The 23,290-nt window shown below is 49.8% G+C and carries 23 protein-coding genes, 1 pseudogene and 1 other annotated feature; of the genes and pseudogenes, 22 read left to right on the top strand and 2 right to left on the bottom strand.

The features are described 5' to 3' along the window. The 11 genes from mreC to KNQ11_RS08060 all read left to right on the top strand — a co-directional run bounded on the left by mreC (nt 1) and on the right by KNQ11_RS08060 (nt 8,610). The gene (gene mreC, locus KNQ11_RS08110; RefSeq protein WP_214771025.1) at nt 1-885 is read left to right on the top strand and encodes a rod shape-determining protein MreC; all 885 of its coding nucleotides are present in this window, start codon (nt 1-3) and stop codon (nt 883-885) included. Further along, on the top strand, nt 878-1,381 hold the full coding sequence (mreD, locus tag KNQ11_RS08105) for a rod shape-determining protein MreD (protein ID WP_023468949.1): 504 nt from the start codon (nt 878-880) through the stop codon (nt 1,379-1,381). The genes mreC and mreD overlap by 8 nt, the downstream gene beginning before the upstream one ends. A 3-nt stretch (nt 1,382-1,384) precedes the next feature. Next, the gene (locus tag KNQ11_RS08100) at nt 1,385-2,059 is read left to right on the top strand and encodes a septum site-determining protein MinC (RefSeq protein ID WP_035406484.1); all 675 of its coding nucleotides are present in this window, start codon (nt 1,385-1,387) and stop codon (nt 2,057-2,059) included. Nucleotides 2,060-2,109: 50 nt separating this feature from the next. Beyond that, nucleotides 2,110-2,913 (top strand): septum site-determining protein MinD, encoded by an 804-nt coding sequence (gene minD, locus KNQ11_RS08095; RefSeq protein WP_214771916.1) that lies wholly within the window; start codon nt 2,110-2,112, stop codon nt 2,911-2,913. 63 nt (nt 2,914-2,976) lie between these two features. After that, complete coding sequence (locus KNQ11_RS08090; RefSeq protein ID WP_214771022.1) at nt 2,977-4,317, top strand: ribonuclease E/G; 1,341 nt, start codon at nt 2,977-2,979, stop codon at nt 4,315-4,317. A gap of 74 nt (nt 4,318-4,391) precedes the next feature. After that, nucleotides 4,392-4,461: a sequence feature (ribosomal protein L21 leader region), on the top strand. Nucleotides 4,462-4,476: 15 nt separating this feature from the next. Continuing rightward, nucleotides 4,477-4,785, top strand: coding sequence for a 50S ribosomal protein L21 (gene rplU / locus KNQ11_RS08085; protein WP_214771019.1), 309 nt, complete (start codon nt 4,477-4,479; stop codon nt 4,783-4,785). Between the two features lie 3 nt (nt 4,786-4,788). Then, entirely contained in the window at nt 4,789-5,127 is a 339-nt protein-coding gene (locus KNQ11_RS08080) for a ribosomal-processing cysteine protease Prp (protein WP_023468945.1), read from the top strand. 14 nt (nt 5,128-5,141) lie between these two features. Beyond that, nucleotides 5,142-5,420, top strand: a complete 279-nt coding sequence (gene rpmA, locus KNQ11_RS08075) for a 50S ribosomal protein L27 (RefSeq protein WP_012370976.1) — start codon at nt 5,142-5,144, stop codon at nt 5,418-5,420. 68 nt (nt 5,421-5,488) lie between these two features. Beyond that, the gene (locus KNQ11_RS08070) at nt 5,489-5,971 is read left to right on the top strand and encodes a Spo0B domain-containing protein (protein ID WP_047393635.1); all 483 of its coding nucleotides are present in this window, start codon (nt 5,489-5,491) and stop codon (nt 5,969-5,971) included. Between the two features lie 15 nt (nt 5,972-5,986). Continuing rightward, the gene (gene obgE / locus KNQ11_RS08065; protein WP_050677601.1) at nt 5,987-7,282 is read left to right on the top strand and encodes a GTPase ObgE; all 1,296 of its coding nucleotides are present in this window, start codon (nt 5,987-5,989) and stop codon (nt 7,280-7,282) included. Between the two features lie 53 nt (nt 7,283-7,335). Then, on the top strand, nt 7,336-8,610 hold the full coding sequence (locus KNQ11_RS08060; RefSeq protein WP_231681740.1) for a hemolysin family protein: 1,275 nt from the start codon (nt 7,336-7,338) through the stop codon (nt 8,608-8,610). A gap of 41 nt (nt 8,611-8,651) precedes the next feature. On the opposite strand, the gene KNQ11_RS08055 is transcribed toward KNQ11_RS08060, so the two are convergent. Both KNQ11_RS08055 and KNQ11_RS08050 read right to left on the bottom strand, forming a co-directional pair. Further along, nucleotides 8,652-9,194 carry a transcription repressor NadR gene (locus tag KNQ11_RS08055; RefSeq protein ID WP_133207575.1) on the bottom strand — a complete coding sequence of 181 codons (543 nt, stop codon included), beginning with the start codon at nt 9,192-9,194 and terminating at the stop codon, nt 8,652-8,654. Nucleotides 9,195-9,218: 24 nt separating this feature from the next. Then, nucleotides 9,219-10,301, bottom strand: a complete 1,083-nt coding sequence (locus KNQ11_RS08050) for a cysteine desulfurase family protein (protein ID WP_214771016.1) — start codon at nt 10,299-10,301, stop codon at nt 9,219-9,221. Nucleotides 10,302-10,399: 98 nt separating this feature from the next. Between KNQ11_RS08050 and KNQ11_RS08045 the strand changes: the two genes are divergently transcribed. From KNQ11_RS08045 to KNQ11_RS07990, 11 genes and pseudogenes are all read left to right on the top strand, one after another. Then, the gene (locus KNQ11_RS08045; RefSeq protein WP_214771014.1) at nt 10,400-11,869 is read left to right on the top strand and encodes an L-aspartate oxidase; all 1,470 of its coding nucleotides are present in this window, start codon (nt 10,400-10,402) and stop codon (nt 11,867-11,869) included. After that, a complete protein-coding gene (gene nadC / locus KNQ11_RS08040) occupies nt 11,784-12,635 on the top strand; it encodes a carboxylating nicotinate-nucleotide diphosphorylase (protein WP_323678781.1) in 852 nt (283 codons plus the stop codon). The genes KNQ11_RS08045 and nadC overlap by 86 nt, the downstream gene beginning before the upstream one ends. Next, entirely contained in the window at nt 12,625-13,722 is a 1,098-nt protein-coding gene (gene nadA, locus KNQ11_RS08035; protein WP_214771011.1) for a quinolinate synthase NadA, read from the top strand. Before nadC ends, nadA begins: the two co-directional genes overlap by 11 nt. 163 nt (nt 13,723-13,885) lie before the next feature. Continuing rightward, complete coding sequence (ruvA, locus tag KNQ11_RS08030) at nt 13,886-14,479, top strand: Holliday junction branch migration protein RuvA (RefSeq protein ID WP_023468936.1); 594 nt, start codon at nt 13,886-13,888, stop codon at nt 14,477-14,479. 4 nt (nt 14,480-14,483) lie between these two features. Continuing rightward, nucleotides 14,484-15,479 (top strand): Holliday junction branch migration DNA helicase RuvB, encoded by a 996-nt coding sequence (ruvB, locus tag KNQ11_RS08025; RefSeq protein WP_023468935.1) that lies wholly within the window; start codon nt 14,484-14,486, stop codon nt 15,477-15,479. 4 nt (nt 15,480-15,483) lie between these two features. Then, nucleotides 15,484-16,524: a tRNA preQ1(34) S-adenosylmethionine ribosyltransferase-isomerase QueA gene (gene queA / locus KNQ11_RS08020; RefSeq protein ID WP_023468934.1), complete on the top strand. Its 1,041-nt coding sequence runs from the start codon at nt 15,484-15,486 to the stop codon at nt 16,522-16,524. Further along, nucleotides 16,524-17,669, top strand: coding sequence for a tRNA guanosine(34) transglycosylase Tgt (gene tgt / locus KNQ11_RS08015; RefSeq protein ID WP_029342245.1), 1,146 nt, complete (start codon nt 16,524-16,526; stop codon nt 17,667-17,669). Before queA ends, tgt begins: the two co-directional genes overlap by 1 nt. Nucleotides 17,670-17,741: 72 nt before the next feature. Next, nucleotides 17,742-18,032: a preprotein translocase subunit YajC gene (gene yajC, locus KNQ11_RS08010; protein WP_029342244.1), complete on the top strand. Its 291-nt coding sequence runs from the start codon at nt 17,742-17,744 to the stop codon at nt 18,030-18,032. A gap of 153 nt (nt 18,033-18,185) precedes the next feature. Further along, a pseudogene (secD, locus tag KNQ11_RS16810) lies at nt 18,186-20,397 on the top strand (protein translocase subunit SecD). A gap of 72 nt (nt 20,398-20,469) precedes the next feature. Next, entirely contained in the window at nt 20,470-22,779 is a 2,310-nt protein-coding gene (recJ, locus tag KNQ11_RS07995) for a single-stranded-DNA-specific exonuclease RecJ (protein WP_214771008.1), read from the top strand. Further along, complete coding sequence (locus KNQ11_RS07990) at nt 22,758-23,276, top strand: adenine phosphoribosyltransferase (RefSeq protein WP_214771006.1); 519 nt, start codon at nt 22,758-22,760, stop codon at nt 23,274-23,276. Before recJ ends, KNQ11_RS07990 begins: the two co-directional genes overlap by 22 nt. Nucleotides 23,277-23,290 lie beyond the last annotated feature (14 nt).

The raw sequence follows: 23,290 nt of genomic DNA, 5'->3' as shown, positions 1-23,290 counted from the left end.
ATGAAGCGATTTTTAAATAATCGAAAACTGCTCATCACACTCCTTAGTTTTCTCCTTTTGGTGATCTTGATCGGGATTTCGCTACAAGGGCGTAACCAATCCCACTGGTATCAAAGCTTCGTGCGTGATACCGTGGGAGTCGGTCAACGCCTTTTCGCGACACCGATTGGCTGGATTGATGATACGGTCACTTCGATTAAAGAAGTGCGTGACGTGTACAAAGAGAACGAACACTTGAAATCACGCTTAAGTGACTATGCCGGCAATGCCGTCAAAGTCCGTGATCTTGAACGTGAGAATAAAGAATTGAAGGATATGCTCGACCTGAACGGATCGATTCGCGACTACAAATTGTTACCGGCAGAGATGATCGGTCGGACATCGTCCGAATGGCAACGGTTCGTCACGATTAACATCGGCGAACAAAAAGGAGTCAAGCCGAACATGGCCGTCGTAACAGCAGATGGACTGATCGGTCGCGTCATCCAGGCGAGTGCTTATACATCCCTCGTGCAGTTGATGTCGGATACGAGTCGAACGAATAACGTCTCGGCAACGGCAGATGACACGAAAGGAAAAGGAGTCTTCGGTACGATCGAAGGCTTTGATGAAGAGTCGAAGTTACTCAAGTTCACGAAGATTCCGAATGATGCGAAGCTGAAAAAAGGGCAGACCGTCACGACGTCCGGTCTCGGTGGGAAGTATCCGAGCGGAATTGTCATCGGAAAAATCGAGGAAGTGAAATCCGATCAGTATGGGGCTTCGAAAATCGCATACGTCAAACCGGCAGCAGACTTCGAACAGTTCGGTCATGTCTTCGTGATTGAGCGCGAAGCGAAGGAACCTTTCGCTGAGACCGATAAGGGAGGGGACACTCGTGAATAACGTTAAGTTGTTTTTCGCCGTGTTCCTTCTTTTTATCTTAGAGGGAACGTTGTTCGCAGGACCACTCGGAGATGGTTCGCCGTACGTTATCCATGCGACATTGATCGGTCTGATGTTCCTCGGTCGGTACGGAAAACTTGAACAGGCACTTGGATTCGGACTCGTTTTCGGATTGCTGTATGATTTCGTTTACTCCGATATCATCGGCATTTACTTATTTGCGTTATCCGCCATTCCGCTTTTTAGTAGCTTCGTGCTAAAATATGTAAAGGAGAACGTATTGACGATTCTTGTCACGTTCACGTTCAGTGCCATTTTGTATGAACTCGATATATATTTCTTCACGGCTTCGGTCGTGGGTGTCGGTGTCTCCTTCCAGGAACTTGCGACACAGATCATTCCAAGGAGTCTGGTTGCGCAGCTGATCGGGATCATCATCCTGTATTATCCGATGACCCGACTCGTGCAGTCGACCCTTGACGAGAAAAGAGGATGAGTCATGATTGAGCGTAAACGTTATGTAACGATGAAAGGTCATCGTGGTGGCCTCGCCGTCTATGTGAATGAAAGGTGCAGTGTGGATGAATTTCTTGACGATTTAGAGTTGACGCTTGCGGACAAATCCGTCGAGAACGGACGCGCCGTACCGATCACCTTCTTCTTCGGTCGACGTTATGTCGATGAAGGGGTGTTGACGGCCGTCGAATCTATCGTCGCGCGACATGATTCCTTCTCTTTCAAAGGCTATGATAGTGAGTGCATCACGAAGGACGAGGCAAAAGCCTTGTACGGAGAGCGAACGTTTCATTACTTCGGTGGAACGGCGCGCAGTGGGCACGTATTAGACGTCGAAGGATCGATCGTCATCATCGGAGATATCAATCCGGGTGCGGTCGTCCATGCGACAGGAAGTATCTATTGTCTCGGTGCTTTACGTGGTACCGTTCATGCAGGTAAAGGTGGCAATACGGAAGCCGTCATCGCTGCGAGTGTATTGCAACCGAAATGGGTCGCAGTCGCTGGCACCGTCCACGAAGAACCGGACGACGCACCGATTCCTGCTCTCGATATGGGTTGTGCATTTTTAGGCGAAGACGGGGTGGAATTCTCCCGCCTTCAAACCGTTCCGCTCGCGCGGATGGATCAGTTTGCGATTGATAGTGAAAGAGGGTGACGGATATGGAACAAGTGAAAGAACAGGTACATATGGAGGCGAAGACGAACATGGGACGCGCCATCGTCGTCACATCCGGTAAAGGTGGCGTCGGAAAGACAACGACGACTGCAAACATCGGAACAGCACTTGCATTGATGGGACATTCCGTTTGCCTCGTTGATACGGATATCGGGTTACGTAATCTGGATATCGTGCTTGGTCTCGATAACCGGAGTATCTATAACATCGTTGACGTCGTGACAGGGCAATGTAAGTTGCACCAAGCGCTCGTCCGCGATAAACGTTTTGAAGAGATGTATCTGTTGCCTGCTGCTCAATCAAAGGATAAGTCCTCCGTCACACCCGAACAGGTGAAGGCAATCATCGATACACTGAAACTCGAATACGACTTCGTCTTGATCGATTGCCCTGCAGGAATCGAACAAGGCTTCATGAATGCGATCGCTGGAGCCGATGAAGCCGTCGTCGTGACGACACCGGAAAAAGCAGCCGTTCAAGATGCGGATCGGATCATCGGGATGCTCGAGCGCTCAGAACGAAACATCGTTCCGAAACTCGTCATCAACCGGGTGCGTTCACACATGATGGCATCTGGCGATATGCTCGACATCGATGAGATCATGCGTATTCTTTCGATCGATCTGCTTGGTCTGATCATCGATGATGAAGAAGTCATCGCCGCTTCCCACCGTGGTGTGCCTGTGACGATGAATCCGGATAACCGGGCTGGACTCGGCTACCGTAACATCGCTCGCCGGATTCTTGGAGAATCTGTACCACTGCTTGATTTAAATGAACAACCGCAAAAAGGGTTCTTCATCAAATTGAAGAAGATGCTTGGGATGAAATAAGAATGGGAAATTAGACTAGGACGACATCGTCGCGCCTAGTCTAATTTTTTTGGAGGGATCAGTATGCGATGGATTAGTGAACAGACCGCTTCGCTTGAACGATTGGCATTGGTCGAAGGCGGTCGATTGATTGAATACCATGAGCGGATGCGCGACGAGATACGGGTTGGCACTTTCGTCTATGCCAAGGTCGACCGGTTGCATCCGACGCTCGGAGCAGCCTTTTTGATTGCGACCGACGGTACACCGCTTTACTTACCGCTGAATGAGACGATTGAAGCGTTGCGCCGTTATCCGGGCGTACCGACAATCGGACAAGCCGTCCAGGTCGGACAGACGTTACTCGTCCAGGTCGTCAAAGAGGGCGTTGCACCGAAACAACACAAAGTGACGCAGAACATCACCTATGGTGGACGTTATCTCGTCTATTTCCCGTACGGTCGACGCATCCGTTTCAGTCGAAAGCTGGATCTCGTCGTCCAGCGTCAACTGGCGGAGCAACTGACGACGACGGACGAAGAGGGGATTCTCTACCGGACGGAGGCAGCAAAAGCATCAATCGACGAATTGAAGCAAGAATTGCAATCATTACGGACACGACATAAAGAACTCATGCAGGCACCGCGTCTTGAACAAGACGAGGCACTGATCGTCCAAGAAGCGAAACGTCTTCCGCACGTCATGGAAGCACTCGTCATGACGCGTCAGGAAAAGGAACGACTCGAACTACTTGGTCTTTCTGTCGAACGGTCGCTACGAAAAGGGCGCTTACCCGAGATGGAAGCAATCGACGGAGCAATCGAGAAGGCGATGCAACGCGTCGTCTGGCTCGACGGGGGAGCGTATCTCTTGATTGAAGAAGTCGAGACGATGACTGTCATCGACGTCAACAGTGGGAAGACGATTTCCGTCAAGGAACAAAAGCGGACGTTTGACCAGATAAATGAAGCGGCTGCTGTCGAAGTCATGCGTCAATTACGGTTGCGCAACATCAGTGGCATGATTGCGATCGATTTCTTACGTGGCTCAAGTAAAGGTCAGACACGGGTGACCCAACTCCTTAAAGAACGGGCAGCGCTCGAGACGAAACAAATCGAAGTCTATGGGTTTACGAAGATGGGCTTATGCGAACTGACACGACAACGTCACGGGAAATCGCTACAGGAACGTTCACAGGAATCCGGGCAGTGGACGCGATTGAGTGTCTATCGCTTGATTGAACCGAAGTTACTTGAGATTGCGACCTATGCGGAAGCGGTCGTGATTCGTGCACCACGGCATCTGTTGCAGGACGAATTCATCTCTCGTCAACCGCTCGAAGTCCATGTGCTCGAAGGCGATCCAGCGGTCCTGTTCACGGGGGCGTCACAAGACTGTCTCGATTTCATCAAGCGATCGGAATAATCCTTCAGAACAGCATTGACAAGGTAGAAGAACGTTTGGTATTCTGAATAACGTTAGTTCGTTTGGAAGCACCCAAATGACTACAACCGCACAGACCGGGTTTTAAAGCATTCGCTGCCCGTGATGGCGAGTCTGAGTTCCTAAGAGGAGGTGCACGTAATGTACGCAATTATCAAAGCTGGTGGTAAACAAGTCAAAGTCGAAGCTGGCCAAGAAATCTACGTTGAGAAATTAAACGCAGACGTCGACAGCACAGTCGAATTTGGTGAAGTATTGATCCTTGGTGGTGACGATGTTAAAGTCGGCGCTCCACTCGTAGAAGGTGCGAAGGTCGTAGCAACGGTCATCAAACACGCTCGCGCGAAAAAGATCACTGTCTTCAAAATGAAAGCGAAAAAGAACTACCGTCGTAAGCAAGGTCACCGTCAACCTTACACGAAGGTCCGCATCGAGAAAATCGAAGCGTAAGCCATGATACGTGTCAAGATTCGACGAGATGAAGCGGAACTCGTCCGCTCCATCGAAGTGACAGGACATGCCGAGTTTGCAGAACCAGGTCTCGACCTTGTCTGCGCCGGCGTCTCGTCGGTGATCTTCGGGGCATACAATGCCATAGAAGCATTACTCGGGCAGGTCCTGCTCCTTGAAATGGCAGAACAACAAGAGGGTGGCTACTTTTATGTAGAACCGTACGCTGACTTAGCACCGGATGTCAGTGAACGCACCCAATTGTTACTGGAGGCGACTTTGGTCCAGCTTGGTACCATCGCTGAAAGTTACGGTGAGTTTATCCAACTTGAACAAGTATAGGAGGTGGATTCCACATGTTGAAACTTAATCTTCAGTTCTTCGCATCGAAAAAAGGGGTAGGTTCGACAAAGAACGGTCGTGACTCGCAATCGAAACGCCTTGGGGCGAAACGTGCAGACGGTCAAACTGTTTCTGCTGGTTCAATCCTCTACCGTCAACGCGGTACGAAGATTCACCCAGGTATGAACGTCGGACGTGGTGGCGATGATACACTTTTCGCAACTGCAACTGGTGTCGTTCGTTTCGAACGTCTCGGACGCGACAAGAAACAAGTCAGCGTTTACCCAGCATAAGGATCGACGAAGCAGACTCTAGCCACTTTCGAGGGTTAGGGTCTGTTTTTTTTAGGAGGGAACGACCGATGGAGGAACAGCAGGTACTTGATCTATTAAAGACTCTTCGTCACGAGTGGTTGAACCGGATACAACTCGTCCGTTCGTATGGCGCGATCGGAGACGAACAAGCAGTCGAGTCGATCTGTTCGGCGTACCGGGAGCAAGCATCTCGGGAAGGACGTCTAGGGCGAATCGGATTGCCGAAAACCGCACTGGCGTTACTGCAAGCTGAATGGTCAGGCAAAACTGTGACGTATGATGTCATCGGAGCACCCCACATGGAAGATGAGCGGTTGAAACAACTCGTCGAAGCAGCCATCGCCATGATTGATGTAGGAGTAGGAGAAGTATCCGTGACCTTCCACGAGGGCGTGACCATCGAGATCTATCGGGATCTACTAGATATGTCGCGCCTTGAAGATCTAGTGACGCCGATGGAAATCGAGTCGCAGACGGAAAATGAGTGTGTGATTGAGATTGAAAGTCTTCCGTTTGAGGAAGAGAAGTAAGAGGAGGGATCCGACATGTTTGTCGATCAGGTAAATATTTATGTAAAAGCAGGTGACGGAGGACGTGGACAAGTAGCGTTCCGTCGCGAGAAATACGTTCCAGACGGTGGACCAGCCGGCGGTGACGGTGGTCATGGAGCTCACGTCGTCCTCGAAGTTGACGAAGGACTTCGGACATTGATGGACTTCCGTTACAAACGTCACTTTAAAGCAGTTCAAGGTGAAAACGGAATGTCAAAAGGCATGCACGGTCGTAAAGCCGAGCATTTAATCGTCAAGGTTCCACCGGGCACAGTCGTCTACGATGATGATACGAACGCGGTCATCGCTGACCTCGTCCATCACGGACAACAAGCAATTGTCGCAAAAGGCGGACGTGGCGGACGTGGGAATACACGTTTTGCGACACCAGCCAACCCAGCTCCAGAGCACGCGGAAAACGGTGAGCCAGGAGAAGAGAAGTACTTGAAGCTTGAACTGAAGATGCTAGCAGACGTTGGTCTCGTCGGCTTCCCGAGCGTCGGGAAATCAACGATGTTATCGGTCGTTTCAGCAGCACGTCCGAAAATCGGAGCGTATCACTTCACGACGATCACGCCGAACATCGGTGTCGTCGAAACGGAAGATAGCCGTAGCTTCGTCATGGCTGACTTGCCAGGATTGATTGAAGGGGCAAGTGAAGGTGTTGGACTCGGTCATCAGTTCCTCCGTCACGTCGAGCGGACGAAAGTCATCGTCCACGTCATCGACATGAGTGGGATGGAAGGACGCGATCCGATCGAAGACTACAACATCATCAATAAAGAGCTCGCAGACTATAATCTTCGTTTGACAGAGCGTCCACAAGTCGTCGTCGCGAACAAGATGGATATGCCGGATGCGGCAGAACATCTCGAAGCCTTCAAGGAAGCTTTCCCGGATCTTGAGGTATTCGAGATTTCAGCAGCAACACGTCAAGGATTACGCGATCTCTTATTCCGAATCGCTGACCTCGTTGATGCGACACCAGAATTCGGTCTTGAGGAACTCGAAGAGAAAACGGCGACACCACGTGTCGTCTACGGTTACGAAGCACCAGAAGCTGGCTTTACGATCACAAAAGATGAAGACGATTGCTTCGTCATCAAAGGACCACGAATCGAAAAACTCTTCACGATGACGAACTTCATGCGTGAAGAATCGATTAAACGTTTCGCTCGGACACTGCGTCAAATGGGTGTCGACGAAGAGTTACGTCGTCTTGGTGCGATCGACGGCGATGTCGTTCGAATCCGTGATTTCGAGTTCGAATTCGTCGAGTCATCATTCTAAGCGATTCATTCCATTAGGAAACGGAGTGTGAAAGCATCGTGGACCCATTGCCCATGATTTCATTCGTTTGGTTAATTCCGATTCTCATGTTATCCGCGTTCTTTTCCTCAGCCGAGACAGCACTCGCGAGTGTCAATCGGTTGCGGTTGTTGCACCAATCGGAAGCAGGGGACGCGCGTGCGTCCCGTGTGTTTCGCTTACTTCAACGTTACGAAGAGACACTGACTTCGATTTTGATTGGGAATACGATCGTCAACGTCGCCTTTATCTTATTTGGTGGTTGGTGGATCATTCAGTTCGTCGAGACGATAGCGACACAAACCGTTGCCTTTCTCGCGCTGTTCTTTTTGTTGCTATTGTTTGGAGAATTGATTCCGAAGTCGTATGCCCGTGAGCATACGGAACGTTACGTGTTATTAATCGGACGTCCGCTTCGTTTCTTCTTATTGTGCTTTCGACCGCTCGTTTTTCTGTTACTTCGCTTACGTCAGTTTGCGCTTCGGTTGATTGGAGCAGATCCGAAAGGACCGCTCGTGACCGAACAGGAACTCAAGGCACTTGTTGATATCAGTCAGGAAGAGGGGATCATGGGGCTTGCAGAGGCGGAACTCGTTCACCAAGCGGTTGATTTTCAACATGTGACGGTTGAGGATGCACTGACACCTCGCATGGATATTCAGGCAATCGATATTGATGCGCGGCTTGAAGACATCCTTGCAGAGGTCCAGAAGGGTGGCTATTCTCGTCTACCGGTCTATAAGGATTCGATTGATCACGTCATCGGTGTATTATCGGAGCGGGACTTTCTGCGTGCATACGTGAAGAACGGCTCCGTTGATATCCGAGAATGGATTCGACCGGTATCGTTCGTCGTACCACAGACACGATTGATGGATTTATTACCGGAACTCAAAGTCAAACAGTCCCACATGGCAGTCGTCCTTGATGAATTCGGAGGGACGGCAGGTCTGATCACCCTTGAGGATATTTTAGAAGAAATCGTCGGGGAGATTTGGGATGAACACGACGAATCATTGGAATATACGAAACGGATTGGTCCAGAGCAATACGAATGTCTAGCAGAGTATGACATTGAAGACTTCTGTCAGCAATTTCAATTGACGATGCCGGACACGGACGCCCAGTCTCTTGGGGGATGGATCATGGAGGAGAGCGGACAATTGCCGGACGTCGGAACGGCGATGCGTTATGAACGTGTCACGTTGACCGTCTTGCATATCGAAAACCGACGCGTCCGCAAAGTCTTAGCAACGTTCGATCCGCCATCTACGATGCCGGAGACACGACTTGAACCGATTGAACGATAAAAAAACCGCTTATTCCCTAGGAATAGGCGGTTTTTGTATGTTCAGACATCGAGCTCCGAAACGAGAATTCCGAGACGATCGAGTTTCGCAATGGCTGCTTCCAGTGCTTCCTCATGCTCCGCTTCAAGTGTATGAATATGGACTCCGTCCGTCAGGCTCGAGAGTGGAGTGGCTTGCGTCTCCTTTAGCTGCTCTAGCAGTACGCGGACATCTCGGCGGCTTTTCAGCATCAACTCTCCAGTGATGAAGCCGTACACGGGATGTTCGATGATGACATCGCGGACGACGACACCCTCGTCGACGATGGCGTCACACTCATCCTTTAACTGATCGATGCCGTGACGACAGACGATCTTGCGACGTAATTTTGAGCCGTCGACTTCCGGATCATTGATGAAATAGCCACGAGCTGTCGCGATGACAGGATATCCTTTTGCCTTTAACAATGATAAATCCTGCACGATCACTTGGCGACTGACACCTGCTTGTTTCGCCAGTGCCGTTCCTGTGACAGGTTGCTCACTTTCCTCAATCATACGAAGTAATGATTTCCGGCGTTCTTCTCCGGAGATGCGTTTCCCCATCATGTCTCCTACCTTTCTCCAGTGTCATGAAATTGTGTTCAACACATCAATGCACTGTTCGATTTCTTCGTTCGTCGTGTGTCTTCCAAAACTGAGTCGAATCAACCCATGAGCCGCTGATTCGTCAAAGCCGATGGCACGTAATGTCGCATTCGGACCGTTTTCTCCAGCCCGACAGGCACTACCAGCGGAAACCGCGATTCCAGCACGATTCAAGGCGAGCAACGCGTATTGACCGTCCCGTTGTTTCGTATGGATGGCGCAGATGGAAGCGAGTTGCGTCGGCGACTCAATCATCGTGTAACGAGACGAAGACAATGTTTTTTTTAGCATACCACGAAATCGACGGCTTGAAGCTTGGATTCCTGGATTTTCTAATCGAGACGCCTCACAGGCAGCGATGAACGCAGCAATTCCTGGAACGTCCACTGTGCCTGGACGGATTCCGAATTCGTGGTGTCCCTCGTAATAAGGGCTGAAGAGTGGACGCCGCAAATAAAGGGCACCCAATCCTTTTGGTCCATACACTTTATGACTACTCATCGTGTAGGCATCAAAAGCGTCGATGTTGATTGCATCTTTTAAAAATCCTTGGACACCATCGCAATGAAACAGAATCCCGCGCGATTGACAGTATGCTGCGATCCGTTCGACCGGAAAACGAAACCCCGTATCCGAATTGACATGTTGAATCGAGACAACACCGATTTCGTCCGTACAAGCTGCGACGAACTGTTCCCAATCGAACGTTCCGTCCGGTAATAAAGAAAGATGTCGTGTTTCTTGTGCCCAGCGTGCAAGCGGAAGCAAGACCGAGTCGTGTTCACATCGAAGTGTCAAGACAACTGATTTGTTACTCTGTCGCATCAGATGTGTCAAAGCGATGTAGTTCGCTTCTGATCCACTCCCTGTAAAGATGACGGTTCCTTCTTGTTGAGCCAATTGTTGCATCAGATACTGACGGGCTCGTTCGAGTAAACGTTCAGCGTTCCCACCGATGTCATGAAGAGAAGAACTGTTGCCGTAGAACGACTGAGCGGCTTGTTGATAATGATCGAGTGCTTGTGGATGCAGCGGAGTCGTCGCTGCGTAATCGAGATAGATCATGAAAAAATCCTGTCCTTTCGTCTTGTCACTCAGCTAAAAGTATGCCAAACTTATTGTCAAGTCAATAGTAAACATTTAGATATAGAGGTGTAAAACATATGTCTTTACATAAAAGGCTTGAGACGGATGTGTTGATCATTGGAACAGGACTTGCCGCAATTTCAGTCGCCCTGCATCTTCCATCAGGGATGGACGCATTACTCGTCTCGAAAGGTTCGCGGTTTGAGACGAATTCCGTCCGAGCACAAGGTGGGATTGCTTCCGCTTATGCAGAAGTCAATCATCGTGGTCACTTTGAAGATACGTGCCAAGCAGCAAAAGGGCATATCAATCCGTCCGTCGTCGATTACGTCACCCGATCGGGAACCGAGGCGATGGAATTTTTGTTACGACAAGGCGTTCCATTCGATCAGTCCGAAGGAGAGTTTTTGCTCGGTCGTGAAGGAGCACATCGTTTGCCGCGGATTTATCACTGTGGCGGCGACGAGACTGGTAAACGGATCATGGAGACGTTGATGCCGCGGGTACCATTTCCGATTCTCGAGCAGACGCGTATCACAGAGTTGATTCAAGTAAATGGGCAGGTAGTAGGTGCAGTCGGATATAGCGATGGAGAGCCGATCGAGATTGTGGCGCGCGCAACGATTCTCGCGACCGGTGGAGTGGGTGGATTATTCGCGGCGTCGACGAATGATCCATCGATTCAAGGAGACGGGATTGCGCTCGCCTTTGAAGCGGGGGCGACGATTCGTGATCTCGGTTATATTCAGCACCATCCGACGGTACTCGTTCATGCAGGTCGTTCGGAAGGTTTGATCACGGAAGCATTGCGAGGTGCAGGAGCGACGCTTGTAACGAAAAATGGCGACCGGATTATGGCGGATCATCCGATGCAAGATTTAGCGGCGCGAGATGAAGTCGCAAAACGAATCCATGAGGTGCGAAAACGTGAACCAGTCTATCTCGATACGTCAAACGTCATCGATCGGACAAAACGGTTTCCGACGTTTGTCGAAAAATGTGAAAAACTGAACATAAATCCGGATCTCGTTGAAATCGCACCAGGCATCCATTTCTTAATGGGCGGGATCGAAACGGATCTGACGGGGCAGACGCATGTCGAAGGACTTTACGCGGTCGGCGAGACAGCATCGATTGGACTACACGGTCGAAATCGTCTGGCGTCGAACTCGCTCCTTGAATGTGTCGTCATGGGGAAAGCAGTAGCAGAACAGCTTAAGTTGTTACCGGAACTTTCAGTAAAACAAGTGAAACGACGTCCAGGAACACTTCGTTCTGTAACAGACCGTCTATCGCAGGTCATTGGTGTCGAAATGGATGTTAAGCAAATAGAAGATAGTTTAGAAGAGTTAAAACGCTGGACGTTAGACGAATCCGGACAGGAAGCGGAAGAAAATCGATTACGTCACGTAGCGGCATGTCTGTTGCTTGAAGGAGCAAGGAGTCGATTGACAGGAGAGGATGAGAACGTTGAACAAATGGCAGTTACGGCAACAACTGGAGGCATTTTTAATCGAGGATATCGGACAGTGGGATATCACGAGTGAAGGATGTCTGACGGGACAAGAACGCGGGACCGGTCGTTTTTTAGCAAAGGAAGACGGTGTCTTTTGCGGAGTAGACATCATTCAGGAGATGGCGCATCTCTTACAAGTCGACGTGACGATTCATGTAGCGGAAGGTACGATCGTCACGCGAGGAACACTCCTTGCCGAGTGGTCTGGCTCGTTACAGGATATTTTAAGCGGAGAACGGGTCGCCTTAAACCTTGTACAGCGTTTATCTGGAATTGCAACGAAGACACGTCAAGCGGTCGAGGTAGCAGCAGGACGAATCCGAATCACGGATACACGCAAGACGACCCCTGGATTACGAATGCTAGAAAAACATGCCGTTCGCGTCGGTGGTGGCTATAGTCATCGCGGACGACTCGATGACGCGGTCATGATCAAGGACAACCACATCACGGTCGCGGGATCGATTACGGAAGCGGTGATGCGAGCAAAACGTGTCGCGGGACATACGACACCAATCGAAGTTGAAGTCGAGACGGAAGCGGAAGTGCTTGAGGCGGTGGCTGCAGAAGTCGATATCATCATGCTCGATAATCGGACGCCAGCAGAAATTAAACAGCTCCGGCAATTGATTCCACCGCATATCACAATCGAACTATCCGGTGGGATCACGGTAGACACATTATCGGACTTCGCGGATAGCGGAGCAGACGTCATCTCACTTGGAGCACTTACTCATTCAGCAACAGCACTCGATATCAGCATGAAAATCGAAGGAGGAAAAAAAGATGTCATTTGATCTATTACGTCACGAGGGAATTCCGGCGTCATACTTACAGCATTCAGAAGCAGACTTGATCGCGATCATCGAAGGGGTCAAAGAACGGATGGGCAGTCGCTTATTCTTACCTGCCCACCACTACCAAAAGGATGAAGTCGTCCAGTTCGCGGATGCGACGGGAGATTCGCTCCAGCTCGCGCAAGTCGCGAAGCAGATGACAGAAGCGGAATATACAGTCTTTTGTGGTGTCCACTTCATGGCAGAGACGGCAGACATGCTGACGGATGCGTCACATACGGTCGTTTTGCCTGACATGCGTGCTGGTTGTTCGATGGCGGATATGGCGAACGATACGCAAACGGAGCGTGCCTTTACGATCTTGACGGAACGGTTCGGGGAGTCGATTTTACCGTTGACGTATGTCAATTCGACAGCAGCGATCAAAGCATTCGTCGGTCGTCACGGTGGGGCGACGGTGACGTCATCGAACGCTGTCCAGATGGTCGAGTGGGCGCTTGCTGAACGCGACATCTTATTCTTCTTGCCGGATCAACACCTCGGTCGCAATACGGCGCATGCACTCGGAATTCCGTTAGAACAGATGGCGATTTGGGATCCGATCAAGGACGAACTCGTTTTTGACGGGGAAGACCAGGACGTCCGCGTCATCTTATGGAAAGGACACTGCTCAGTCCATGAGAAATTCACGGTCGGTCAGATTGAACAGTTTCGCAAGACAGACCCGGAACGAAAGATTCTCGTCCATCCGGAATGCTCGCATGAAGTCGTGACGGCGTCAGATCTCAACGGATCAACGGCGTACATCATTCAACAAATCGAACAGGCTGCTCCCGGAACGAAGTGGGCGATCGGAACAGAGATGAACCTCGTCAATCGACTCGCGTCAACTCATCCGGAACTCGATATCGTATCACTCAATCCGTTCATGTGTCCGTGTCTGACGATGAACCGGATTGACTTACCGCACTTGGCGTGGGCGCTCGAACAAGTCGAAGCAGGTGACCCGGTCAACATCATCACGGTCGATGCAGAGACGACGCGGCATGCCGTGTTGGCACTCGAACGGATGCTTGCGCGTTCATAAAAATAAGGGGGAAAGCGTGGTCGTGCGAACGATCACGCTTTTTTGTCTTCTGTTTGAGAGAGCGAACATATGTATTGATTTTTGCTGAAGAACGCTTTGAAGCCAAACGAAGATGTATGCTACAATAACACGAGAGTTTGTTTAAAGATGGGAGCGTTCCACATTGATAGAATTCGTACGCGGCGAAGTCGCTTATGTCTGCGCGGAATTCGTGACGGTAGAAGTTGGCGGGATTGGCTACAAGATCGTAGCACCGAACCCGTTTTTTTATCGGACCGGAGACGAACAGATCATCGTATATACGTATCATTATGTCCGTGAGGACCAAGAAGTCTTATTTGGATTCCGTTCCCGACGTGAGCGTGCCTTATTCACGAAGTTGCTCGGTGTCACAGGAATCGGACCTAAAGGAGCGCTCGCGATCGTCGCATCAGGGAATGTCGATGCGCTCGTTGAAGCGATTGAACAAGAGAAGGAAAGTTATCTCGTTAAATTCCCAGGTGTCGGCAAAAAAACAGCGAAGCAAATGACGCTCGACCTAAAAGGAAAGTTAGCCGAGCTCGCACCGGATTACGTACCGAGTGAAGGCTTGTTTGCACAAGGCAATGCTGAGCTGAATGAAGCTTGTGAAGCTCTGACGGCGCTTGGTTACAGTGATCGAGAAGTCGAGAAAGTCAAAAAAGCGTTGCAGGCAGAAGTCCTGTCGACAGATCAATATGTCAAACGGGCACTCCAGTTGTTATTGAATGTGAGGTGAGGACATGGAAGAGCGCATTTTGTCAGAATCCGCCCATGCGGAAGATCAAGAAGAGTGGAGTCTGCGTCCTCAGACGCTCGAGCAATATATCGGGCAGGAGAAAGCAAAAGGAAATTTAAGTGTCTTCATCGAGGCGGCAAAAATTCGTCAGGAAACACTCGATCACGTTCTTCTCTATGGTCCTCCGGGTCTCGGGAAGACGACGCTTGCGACAATCATCGCAAACGAGATGGGAGTCGGCATCAAGACGACAGCCGGTCCTGCGATTGAACGACCGGGTGATTTAGCTGCTATTCTCTCATCACTGGAACCGGGTGATGTCCTGTTCATCGACGAGATTCATCGATTGAGTCGATCAATCGAAGAGATTCTGTATCCGGCGATGGAGGATTATTGTCTCGATATCGTCATCGGTCAAGGGGAACTCGCACGCAGTGTCCGAATTGATTTACCACCGTTTACGCTCGTCGGAGCGACGACACGTGCGGGGATGCTATCGGCACCGCTCCGCGATCGTTTTGGCGTGACGCTGAAGCTTGAATATTATACGATGTCAGAGTTGTCTGCTATCGTGACCCGGACGTCACGATTGTTCGGATTCGAAGCGGATCGTCTTGCAGCAGAAGCCATCGCGCTCCGTTCACGTGGAACACCACGTGTCGCGAACCGGTTGTTACGGCGTGTCCGTGATTTTGCTCAAGTCGCCCATCAAACCGAGATCGATGCCGTGCTCGCGACAAGTGCGCTTGATCGCTTGCATGTCGATGCGCTTGGACTCGACGATGTCGACCATCGTTTACTTCGATCGCTTGCAGAACGGTTTGCCGGTGGTCCGGTAGGTCTTGAGACAATCGCTGCAACGATTGGTGAAGATGCGCAGACGATCGAGGATGTATATGAACCATATCTACTGCAACAAGGATTTTTACAACGTACTCCGCGAGGACGTGTCTTAACACCGTTCGCTCGCCAACATTTAGGACTGAAAGAAGGAAATTGAACCAATGGATGTAAACTTATTTGATTTTCATTTACCAGAAGAACAAATTGCTCAAGTGCCATTGCTCGACCGGACGAGTTCGAAATTGATGGTTCTCGATCGGGAGACAGGTGCGATTCAGCATCAGCACTTCCATGATATCGTCGACCACTTCCGGGAGGGCGATACACTCGTCATCAATGATACAAAAGTCTTACCGGCACGTCTCTTTGGTGTGAAGGAAGAGACGGGTGGGAAGATTGAATTGTTACTCTTGAAGCAAACGAGTGACGATGTTTGGGAAACACTTGCGAAACCGGCAAAACGCGTCAAACCAGGAACGATTTTGTCGTTTGGTGACGGATTACTCCGTGCTGAGTGTGTCGAAGCACTTGAAGACGGGGGACGAATCCTGAAGTTTTTCTATGACGGCATTTTCTATGAAGTGCTCGACCAACTCGGAACGATGCCACTGCCACCATACATTCATGAACAACTCGAGGATCAAGATCGTTATCAGACGGTCTACGCTCGCGAACGCGGAAGTGCTGCAGCACCAACAGCCGGGCTTCATTTCACGCCGGAATTGCTTGAAGCATTAAAAGCGAAGGGCGTCCGGATCGCACCGTTGACGTTACATGTCGGACTTGGCACATTCCGACCTGTCTCGGTCGACGACGTCGATAGTCACAAGATGCACAGTGAGTACTACGAACTGCCGGAAAGTTCAGCTGCCTTGCTACGCGAAACACGGAAACAAGGCGGACGGATCATCGCGGTCGGGACGACGTCGACACGGACGCTTGAAACGGTCATTCGCGACCATGGCGACTTCGTCGAAGCAACGGGCTGGACGGACATTTTCATCTTCCCAGGTCAGGAAGTCAAAGGGATCGATGGATTGATCACGAACTTCCACTTACCGAAATCAACATTGATCATGCTCGTGTCCGCGTTATCGACACGGGAACACATTCTGCATGCCTATGAAGAAGCAGTCGCAAACGGCTATCGTTTCTTTAGCTTTGGTGATGCGATGTTCTTAACGAGAGAGGAACGAAACTAATGACAAAACACGCGGTAACATACGAACATATCAAAACATGTAAACAATCCGGAGCGCGGTTAGGAATCGTCCACACGCCGCACGGTAGTTTCGAGACACCGGTCTTCATGCCGGTCGGAACGCAAGCGACGGTCAAGACGATGGCACCGGAACAAATCAAGGACATGAACGCGAACATCATCCTCGCGAACACGTACCACCTCTGGGTGCGTCCAGGGCATGATGTCATCAAGGAAGCGGGCGGTCTGCATAAATTCATGAACTGGGATGGCGCGATTCTTACAGACTCAGGTGGTTTCCAAGTCTTCTCACTCGCTGACCTCCGAAACATCTCTGAGGAGGGCGTTCATTTCCGTAACCACTTGAACGGGGACAAATTGTTCTTGTCACCGGAAAAAGCGATGGAAATCCAGAATGCACTCGGTTCAGATATCATGATGGCGTTTGATGAGTGCCCACCGTACCCAGCTTCTCACGAGTACATGAAAGCATCCGTCGAACGGACAAGCCGCTGGGCGGAACGTTGTCTTGCAGCGCACGAACGTCCACACGATCAAGCGCTGTTCGGTATCATCCAAGGTGGAGAATACGAAGACTTACGTCGTCAAAGTGCAAAAGATCTTGTTGCCCTTGATTTCCCGGGTTATGCGGTCGGTGGTCTATCGGTCGGAGAGCCAAAAGACGTCATGTACCGGGCGCTCGAATTCACGACACCACTCATGCCGGAAGACAAACCACGTTATTTGATGGGCGTCGGTTCACCGGACGCATTGATCGAAGGCGCAATCCGCGGAATCGATATGTTCGACTGTGTCTTACCGACACGGATCGCACGAAACGGTACGTTGATGACATCACAAGGACGTCTCGTCGTCCGGAATGCCAAATATGCACGTGATTTCCGTCCGCTCGACGAGAAATGTGATTGCTACGCGTGTAAGAACTACTCGCGTTCGTACATCCATCACTTGATCCGTGCGCAAGAAACGTTCGGTTTGCATCTCTGTTCGACACACAATCTTCACTTCCTCGTCAAGTTGATGGAAGGCGTTCGTCAAGCGATTCGTGAAGACCGTCTGCTTGATTTCAAGGAAGAATTCTTTGAAGAATACGGTTACAATTTGCCGAACGCAAAGAATTTCTAACAAATCGTCTGACAAATCAATTCTTTCACGGTATAATGAACGTGATTTGAATGATAAAAGGAGCTGAATCAGATGGAAGGCTTAATCACATTCCTCCCGATGATCTTGATCTTCGTGGTGTTCTATTTCTTGTTGATCCGTCCACAGAACAAACGCCAGAAGCAAGTGCGTCAGATGCAAAATGAACTCTCACGCGGCGACTCGATCGTTACGATCGGTGGTCTTCACGGGGTTGTCCAAAAAGTTGACGACATGACGGTGACATTGAAGTCAGGTAATGCACAATTGACATTCAACCGAAGTGCTGTCGCAGAAGTGACGAAAAAATCAACGACTGTCATGGACGACGAAACTGTCGAATAAGGCATTGAAAAGGCGCTTTCCGGATTCCGGAGCGTCTTTTCTGTTTATATATGAGAAAAACGTTTGCTAAGATTACCATTTCTTTTGTAAGCTAGGGTAGGAGAACAAAGTTGTCTGAAAATATACTGGGAACTAGAGAAAGGACAATGTAGCATGATCAAGAAAGGGAAACTTGCCACATTCTTCATCGTCGTCATCGCGTTGCTCGTACTGATCGGTACGACATCGTCATGGTTGTTGAAGGATACGAAGCTCGGCCTTGACCTTAAGGGTGGCTTCGAAGTCTTGTATGAAGTACAACCGCTGAAAGAAGGAGACGTCATCGATCAAAATGCGATGAGTGCGACGCTGACGGCAATCGAGAACCGTGTCAACGTCCTCGGTGTCTCTGAACCGGACATCCGGATCGAAGGCGATAACCGGATTCGTGTCCAGCTTGCTGGCGTAAAGGACCAGACGGAAGCTCGTCAAATCTTATCTTCGACAGCACAATTGTCATTCCGTGACATCAACGATAAGTTGTTGCTGGATGGATCAGACTTAAAAGCCAAAGGAGCAAAAGTCGGGTATGATCCAAACACGAATGAACCACTCGTCGAGTTGACGATGAAATCAAAAGAGAAATTCTATGAAGTGACACAACAAGTCTCACAAATGCAACCACCTGCGAATCGTCTCGTCATCTGGCTCGATTACGAGAAAGGCGATTCGTATGAAAAAGAAATTCAAAAAGCGAATTCAAAGATCGTATCAGATGCATCGGTCACACAACCGATCAATTCGGATAAAGCGATCATTTCCGGTGGCGATATCGATGCCGAGTACGGGAAACAATTGTCGTCGATCTTGAACGCCGGTGCATTACCGGTCAAACTCGAGGAAATCTACTCGACGTCGGTCTCTGCTGCTTTTGGACAGGACGCACTCGATCAGACGCTCTTCGCGTCAGCAATTGGTGTAGCCGCTGTCTTCTTGTTCATGCTACTGTTCTACCGGATCTCTGGATTCGTATCCATCATCACGTTGCTGTTCTACATCTATCTTGTCATGATCTTCTTTAACGGGATCAACGCCGTCCTCACGTTACCGGGGATCGCGGCACTCGTTCTTGGAGTCGGGATGGCGGTCGATGCGAACATCATCACCGCTGAACGGATCAAGGATGAATTACGAAGTGGAAAATCCGTCTTGTCTGCATTCAAAGCCGGTAACCGTCGTTCATTCGGTACGATTCTTGATGCCAACTTGACGACGTTGATCTCTGCTGGCGTGTTGTACTACTTTGGTACAAGTACGGTCAAAGGATTCGCCATCATGTTGATGGTTTCGATCGCCGTCACGTTCGTCACGAACGTCTTTGTCTCACGTTACCTGATGCAACTCCTTGTCAGTAGCCGATGGTTCGATAAGAAGAAATCATGGTTCGGTGTAAAGGAGAGTGAAATCCGTGAGCTTTAATCCTACGAAATTCGATTACATCAAACATCGAAAAATTTATTTCGCGATCACGATCGCGCTTGTCATCGTTTCTGTACTCTTGTTGTCGTTCCGTGGTCTGAACCTTGGGATTGACTTCACGCAAGGAACTCGCGTCGAGATTTCTTCTGAGAATCAAATTAAGGAAGCGGACGTTCGCTCCGTCATTGAAGATGCCGGGATCGATGCGGAAGAAATCGATGGCATTCAGTTCGCTCAAGGCGGAAAGTTAGCGAACGTCACGTTCGTTGGTGAATTTAGTCAGGATCAAATTTCTGAAATGAAACAAACGATTGAAGCGCAGTATGATAAGGAACCGAGCATCTCGACGGTTTCCGCTCAAGTCGGTCAAGAAATCGCGCGTAACGCGATTTATGCCGTCTTGCTCGCGTCACTCGGGATCGTCATCTACGTCTCGTTCAGATTCCAACCGTTATACGGAATTGCGACAGTACTCGCATTGCTACATGATGCGTTGATGATCGTGGCATTCTTCTCGCTGTTCCAGATCGAAGTCAACTTGTACTTCATCGCAGCGATCCTGACGATCATCGGGTATTCCGTCAACGATACGATCGTTACGTTCGACAGGGTACGAGAAAATCTCGGACTCGCTGAAAAAGGTGGTCGGAAAGTCTCGTTTGATGAATTGGCGCATATCGTCAATGAATCAATCCAACAGACGATCATCCGCTCGATCAATACCGTCGTCACGGTCGTCATGACAGCAGCAGCACTCTACATCTTCGGTAGCGAAGCGATCCGCGGATTCAGTCTTGCCCTGCTTGTCGGGTTGATCATGGGAATGTATTCTTCGATCTTCATCGCCGCGCAGCTCTGGCTTGTGATGAAAGGTCGGACACTTGGTCGCACAAAACGCGCTTCTTAAAAGAGTATCCGCATCAGCTATCGCTGGTGCGGATTTTCTATTATAATGGGGAAGTTGATTGGAGGGTTAGAGATGTACCATGCTAAAAAAACATGGCTTGATAAAGTCATCGATTCAGAACAGATCGAACAATTGACGGCGGATGGCACAATCTCACCGCACGTCGCACAACTACTTGTCCAACGGGGATTCACGACTCGTGAAGCCGCCCGTGATTTTTTAGAGACGGATCAAATGACATTCCATGATCCATTTGCTTTTAAAGACATGCCAAAAGTCGTCGAACGGATTCAACGTGCCGTCAACGAAGGCGAAATGATTTTGATTTATGGTGATTATGACGTCGACGGCGTGAGTTCCGCTGCGATTCTCTGGCATGCCTTGATCGAAATCGGGGGGATGGCAGAGTGCTACATCCCGAACCGTTTCACGGAAGGCTATGGACCGAACGAAGCAGCGTTTCGCTGGGCGGCGGAAGAAGGGTTTAGTCTCGTCATCACCGTAGACTGTGGCATTTCCGGCATCCACGAAGCAGATGTCCTCAAGGAACTCGGTGTCGACTTAATCATTACCGATCACCATGAAGCCAAAGAAACGTTACCTGATGCCTTTGCCTTAATTCATCCGGGTGTCGACTCAGATTATCCATTCTCAAAACTTGCTGGAGCAGGAGTTGCCTTTAAAGTCGCACATGCACTCCTTGACCGTGAACCCGTCGAGTTACTCGATCTTGCGGTGCTCGGAACGATTGCCGATCTTGTGCCGCTCGTCGGAGAGAACAGGTTGCTTGCGATACGAGGCATCGAGGCGCTGAATGCGAGTGAACGTCCGGGTATCCTTGCATTACGTGACGTTTGTAGTTTGACGGAAGACGAACTGACGGAAGAATCAGTCGGATTTGCATTCGGTCCGCGGATCAATGCGGCAGGTCGTCTTGATTCGGCGATGCCAGCGCTTGAGATGTTACTAGCGGAAAGCAAAGATGAGGCACTTCATCTCGCGAAACAACTCGACCAACAAAATAAACAACGTCAAGATATCGTCAAGCAGATTGCGGAGGAAGCAACGGCGCTTGTCGAAGAACGTTTTAAAGATGACCGCGTACTCGTCGTCGATGCGGCAGATTGGAATCCAGGTGTCGTCGGGATCGTCGCCTCGCGACTCGTTGAAAAATACCATCGTCCCGTCATCATGCTGTGTCATGATGCTGAAAAAGGAACAGCGAAGGGTTCTGGACGATCGATTCCAGCCTTTGATTTATTCGCTGAACTCACGAAATGTGAAGATATCTTGCCGCATTTCGGAGGACATCCGGCTGCTGCCGGCATGACGCTCTCTTCCGATGACGTCGAGGCGTTACGTCAACGTTTGAATGAACAAGCAAGTACGTTGCCGGACGATGCCTTCATCGCGACGATCGATGTGGATCTACGTCTACAGGTCAGTGATGTCTCGATTCAGTTGATTGAAGATATTCAGCGACTCGCGCCTTTCGGGATGGGAAATCCTGCGCCACGAATCGTCATCGAGCAGGCGAAGATTCGTGACATGAAACGGATCGGTCGTGATTTGACGCATGTCAAAGCACTATTATCAGGCGACGGAAAGGAACTCGATGCAATCGGCTTCGGCTTCGGCGACCTTGTCGATGAAGTCTCGACTTTATCCGAGATTCACTTGATGGGCAGTCTGAACATCAATGAATGGAATGGGTTCCGTAAACCACAATTGATGATTCAAGATGTCGCTGTCGAAGATGTTCAAGTGTTCGATTACCGTGGGGGTAAGCGACCTCTGAGCGAACTATTCGCGTTACCACATGAGACGACGACATTCGTTGCCTTTACTGATGAGGTGAAGGAGAAGTACGCGGAACGTCCGTTGAACGGACCGATTCGTCAAAATATCGTTTTCCTTGATCTACCGGAAGAAGAAGCGGCATTTTATCCATACGTCCAACAGGCAGAGCGGATTTATTGTGCCTTTAAGGACGAGGGCTATTATTTCGAGACGATTCCATCGCGCGAGGACTTCAAGCATTACTTCCAGTATTTCGCGAAATGTCCACGTGACGAGCTCCGGATTGGTCTCGTACGTTTGTCGAAATCGCGAAAATGGACGAAACGATCGATTAACTTTATGCATTCGGTATTCTCGGAACTTGATTTTCTTGTTACAATGGAGGACGGGCTGCCGGGTGTGAACCCAAATGCTGCAAAACGAGATCTGACGGAAGCTCCGACGTACCAGCGTCATGAAGCGCGTCAAGAGCTCGAGCAACAATACATTTATTCGTCACTCGCTCAGTTGAAAGAGCGTTTTGATACTTTGGTAGAAGCGGCGAAGCAGGAGGAAAAGACATGGAGTTCAAACAGCATATAAAAGAGGTCGAAAACTGGCCGAAAGAAGGAATCAGTTTCAAAGACATCACATCACTCATGCAGAACGGACCAGTGTACAAACAATCGGTTGATGCACTCGTCGAATATGCACGCAGTAAAGGTGCTGATGTCATCGCGGGTCCAGAAGCACGTGGATTCGTCGTTGGTTGCCCAGCCGCTTACGCGATGGAGATCGGATTCGTACCTGTCCGTAAAGAAGGAAAATTACCACGTGAGACAGTCCGTGTCGAGTATGGTCTTGAGTACGGAAAAGACGTCTTGACGATGCATGAAGATGCGATTCAACCAGGACAACGCGTCGTCATCCTTGACGACTTGCTTGCAACAGGTGGTACGATCGAAGCGACGATCCAAATGATTGAAAAATTAGGCGGAACGGTTGCCGGAATCGGATTCTTGATTGAACTCGATGGTCTTGGTGGACGTGAGAAACTCGAAGGATACGACATTCTCTCATTGATTCGCTACGAAGACTAAAGCATATATACTCT

Source organism: Exiguobacterium sp. s39 (assembly GCF_018618925.1).
Taxonomy (GTDB): domain Bacteria; phylum Bacillota; class Bacilli; order Exiguobacteriales; family Exiguobacteriaceae; genus Exiguobacterium_A; species Exiguobacterium_A abrahamii.
This window is presented reverse-complemented; position numbering and strand designations above follow the sequence as displayed.

Excerpts from the sequence above, each read along its gene's own strand:
- tgt (WP_029342245.1), top strand. The coding sequence starts at position 16,524 with ATGACAAAACACGCGGTAACATACGAACATATCAAAACATGTAAACAA.
- KNQ11_RS08100 (WP_035406484.1), top strand. The coding sequence starts at position 1,385 with ATGATTGAGCGTAAACGTTATGTAACGATGAAAGGTCATCGTGGTGGC.
- KNQ11_RS08090 (WP_214771022.1), top strand. The coding sequence starts at position 2,977 with ATGCGATGGATTAGTGAACAGACCGCTTCGCTTGAACGATTGGCATTG.
- nadA (WP_214771011.1), top strand. The coding sequence starts at position 12,625 with ATGTCATTTGATCTATTACGTCACGAGGGAATTCCGGCGTCATACTTA.
- KNQ11_RS08045 (WP_214771014.1), top strand. The coding sequence starts at position 10,400 with ATGTCTTTACATAAAAGGCTTGAGACGGATGTGTTGATCATTGGAACA.
- KNQ11_RS08080 (WP_023468945.1), top strand. The coding sequence starts at position 4,789 with ATGATACGTGTCAAGATTCGACGAGATGAAGCGGAACTCGTCCGCTCC.
- nadC (WP_323678781.1), top strand. The coding sequence starts at position 11,784 with ATGAGAACGTTGAACAAATGGCAGTTACGGCAACAACTGGAGGCATTT.
- queA (WP_023468934.1), top strand. The coding sequence starts at position 15,484 with ATGGATGTAAACTTATTTGATTTTCATTTACCAGAAGAACAAATTGCT.
- KNQ11_RS08070 (WP_047393635.1), top strand. The coding sequence starts at position 5,489 with ATGGAGGAACAGCAGGTACTTGATCTATTAAAGACTCTTCGTCACGAG.
- KNQ11_RS08055 (WP_133207575.1), bottom strand. The coding sequence starts at position 9,194 with ATGGGGAAACGCATCTCCGGAGAAGAACGCCGGAAATCATTACTTCGT.
- KNQ11_RS08060 (WP_231681740.1), top strand. The coding sequence starts at position 7,336 with ATGATTTCATTCGTTTGGTTAATTCCGATTCTCATGTTATCCGCGTTC.
- KNQ11_RS08050 (WP_214771016.1), bottom strand. The coding sequence starts at position 10,301 with ATGATCTATCTCGATTACGCAGCGACGACTCCGCTGCATCCACAAGCA.
- minD (WP_214771916.1), top strand. The coding sequence starts at position 2,110 with ATGGGACGCGCCATCGTCGTCACATCCGGTAAAGGTGGCGTCGGAAAG.
- yajC (WP_029342244.1), top strand. The coding sequence starts at position 17,742 with ATGGAAGGCTTAATCACATTCCTCCCGATGATCTTGATCTTCGTGGTG.
- rpmA (WP_012370976.1), top strand. The coding sequence starts at position 5,142 with ATGTTGAAACTTAATCTTCAGTTCTTCGCATCGAAAAAAGGGGTAGGT.
- obgE (WP_050677601.1), top strand. The coding sequence starts at position 5,987 with ATGTTTGTCGATCAGGTAAATATTTATGTAAAAGCAGGTGACGGAGGA.
- ruvB (WP_023468935.1), top strand. The coding sequence starts at position 14,484 with ATGGAAGAGCGCATTTTGTCAGAATCCGCCCATGCGGAAGATCAAGAA.
- mreC (WP_214771025.1), top strand. The coding sequence starts at position 1 with ATGAAGCGATTTTTAAATAATCGAAAACTGCTCATCACACTCCTTAGT.
- KNQ11_RS07990 (WP_214771006.1), top strand. The coding sequence starts at position 22,758 with ATGGAGTTCAAACAGCATATAAAAGAGGTCGAAAACTGGCCGAAAGAA.
- rplU (WP_214771019.1), top strand. The coding sequence starts at position 4,477 with ATGTACGCAATTATCAAAGCTGGTGGTAAACAAGTCAAAGTCGAAGCT.
- recJ (WP_214771008.1), top strand. The coding sequence starts at position 20,470 with ATGTACCATGCTAAAAAAACATGGCTTGATAAAGTCATCGATTCAGAA.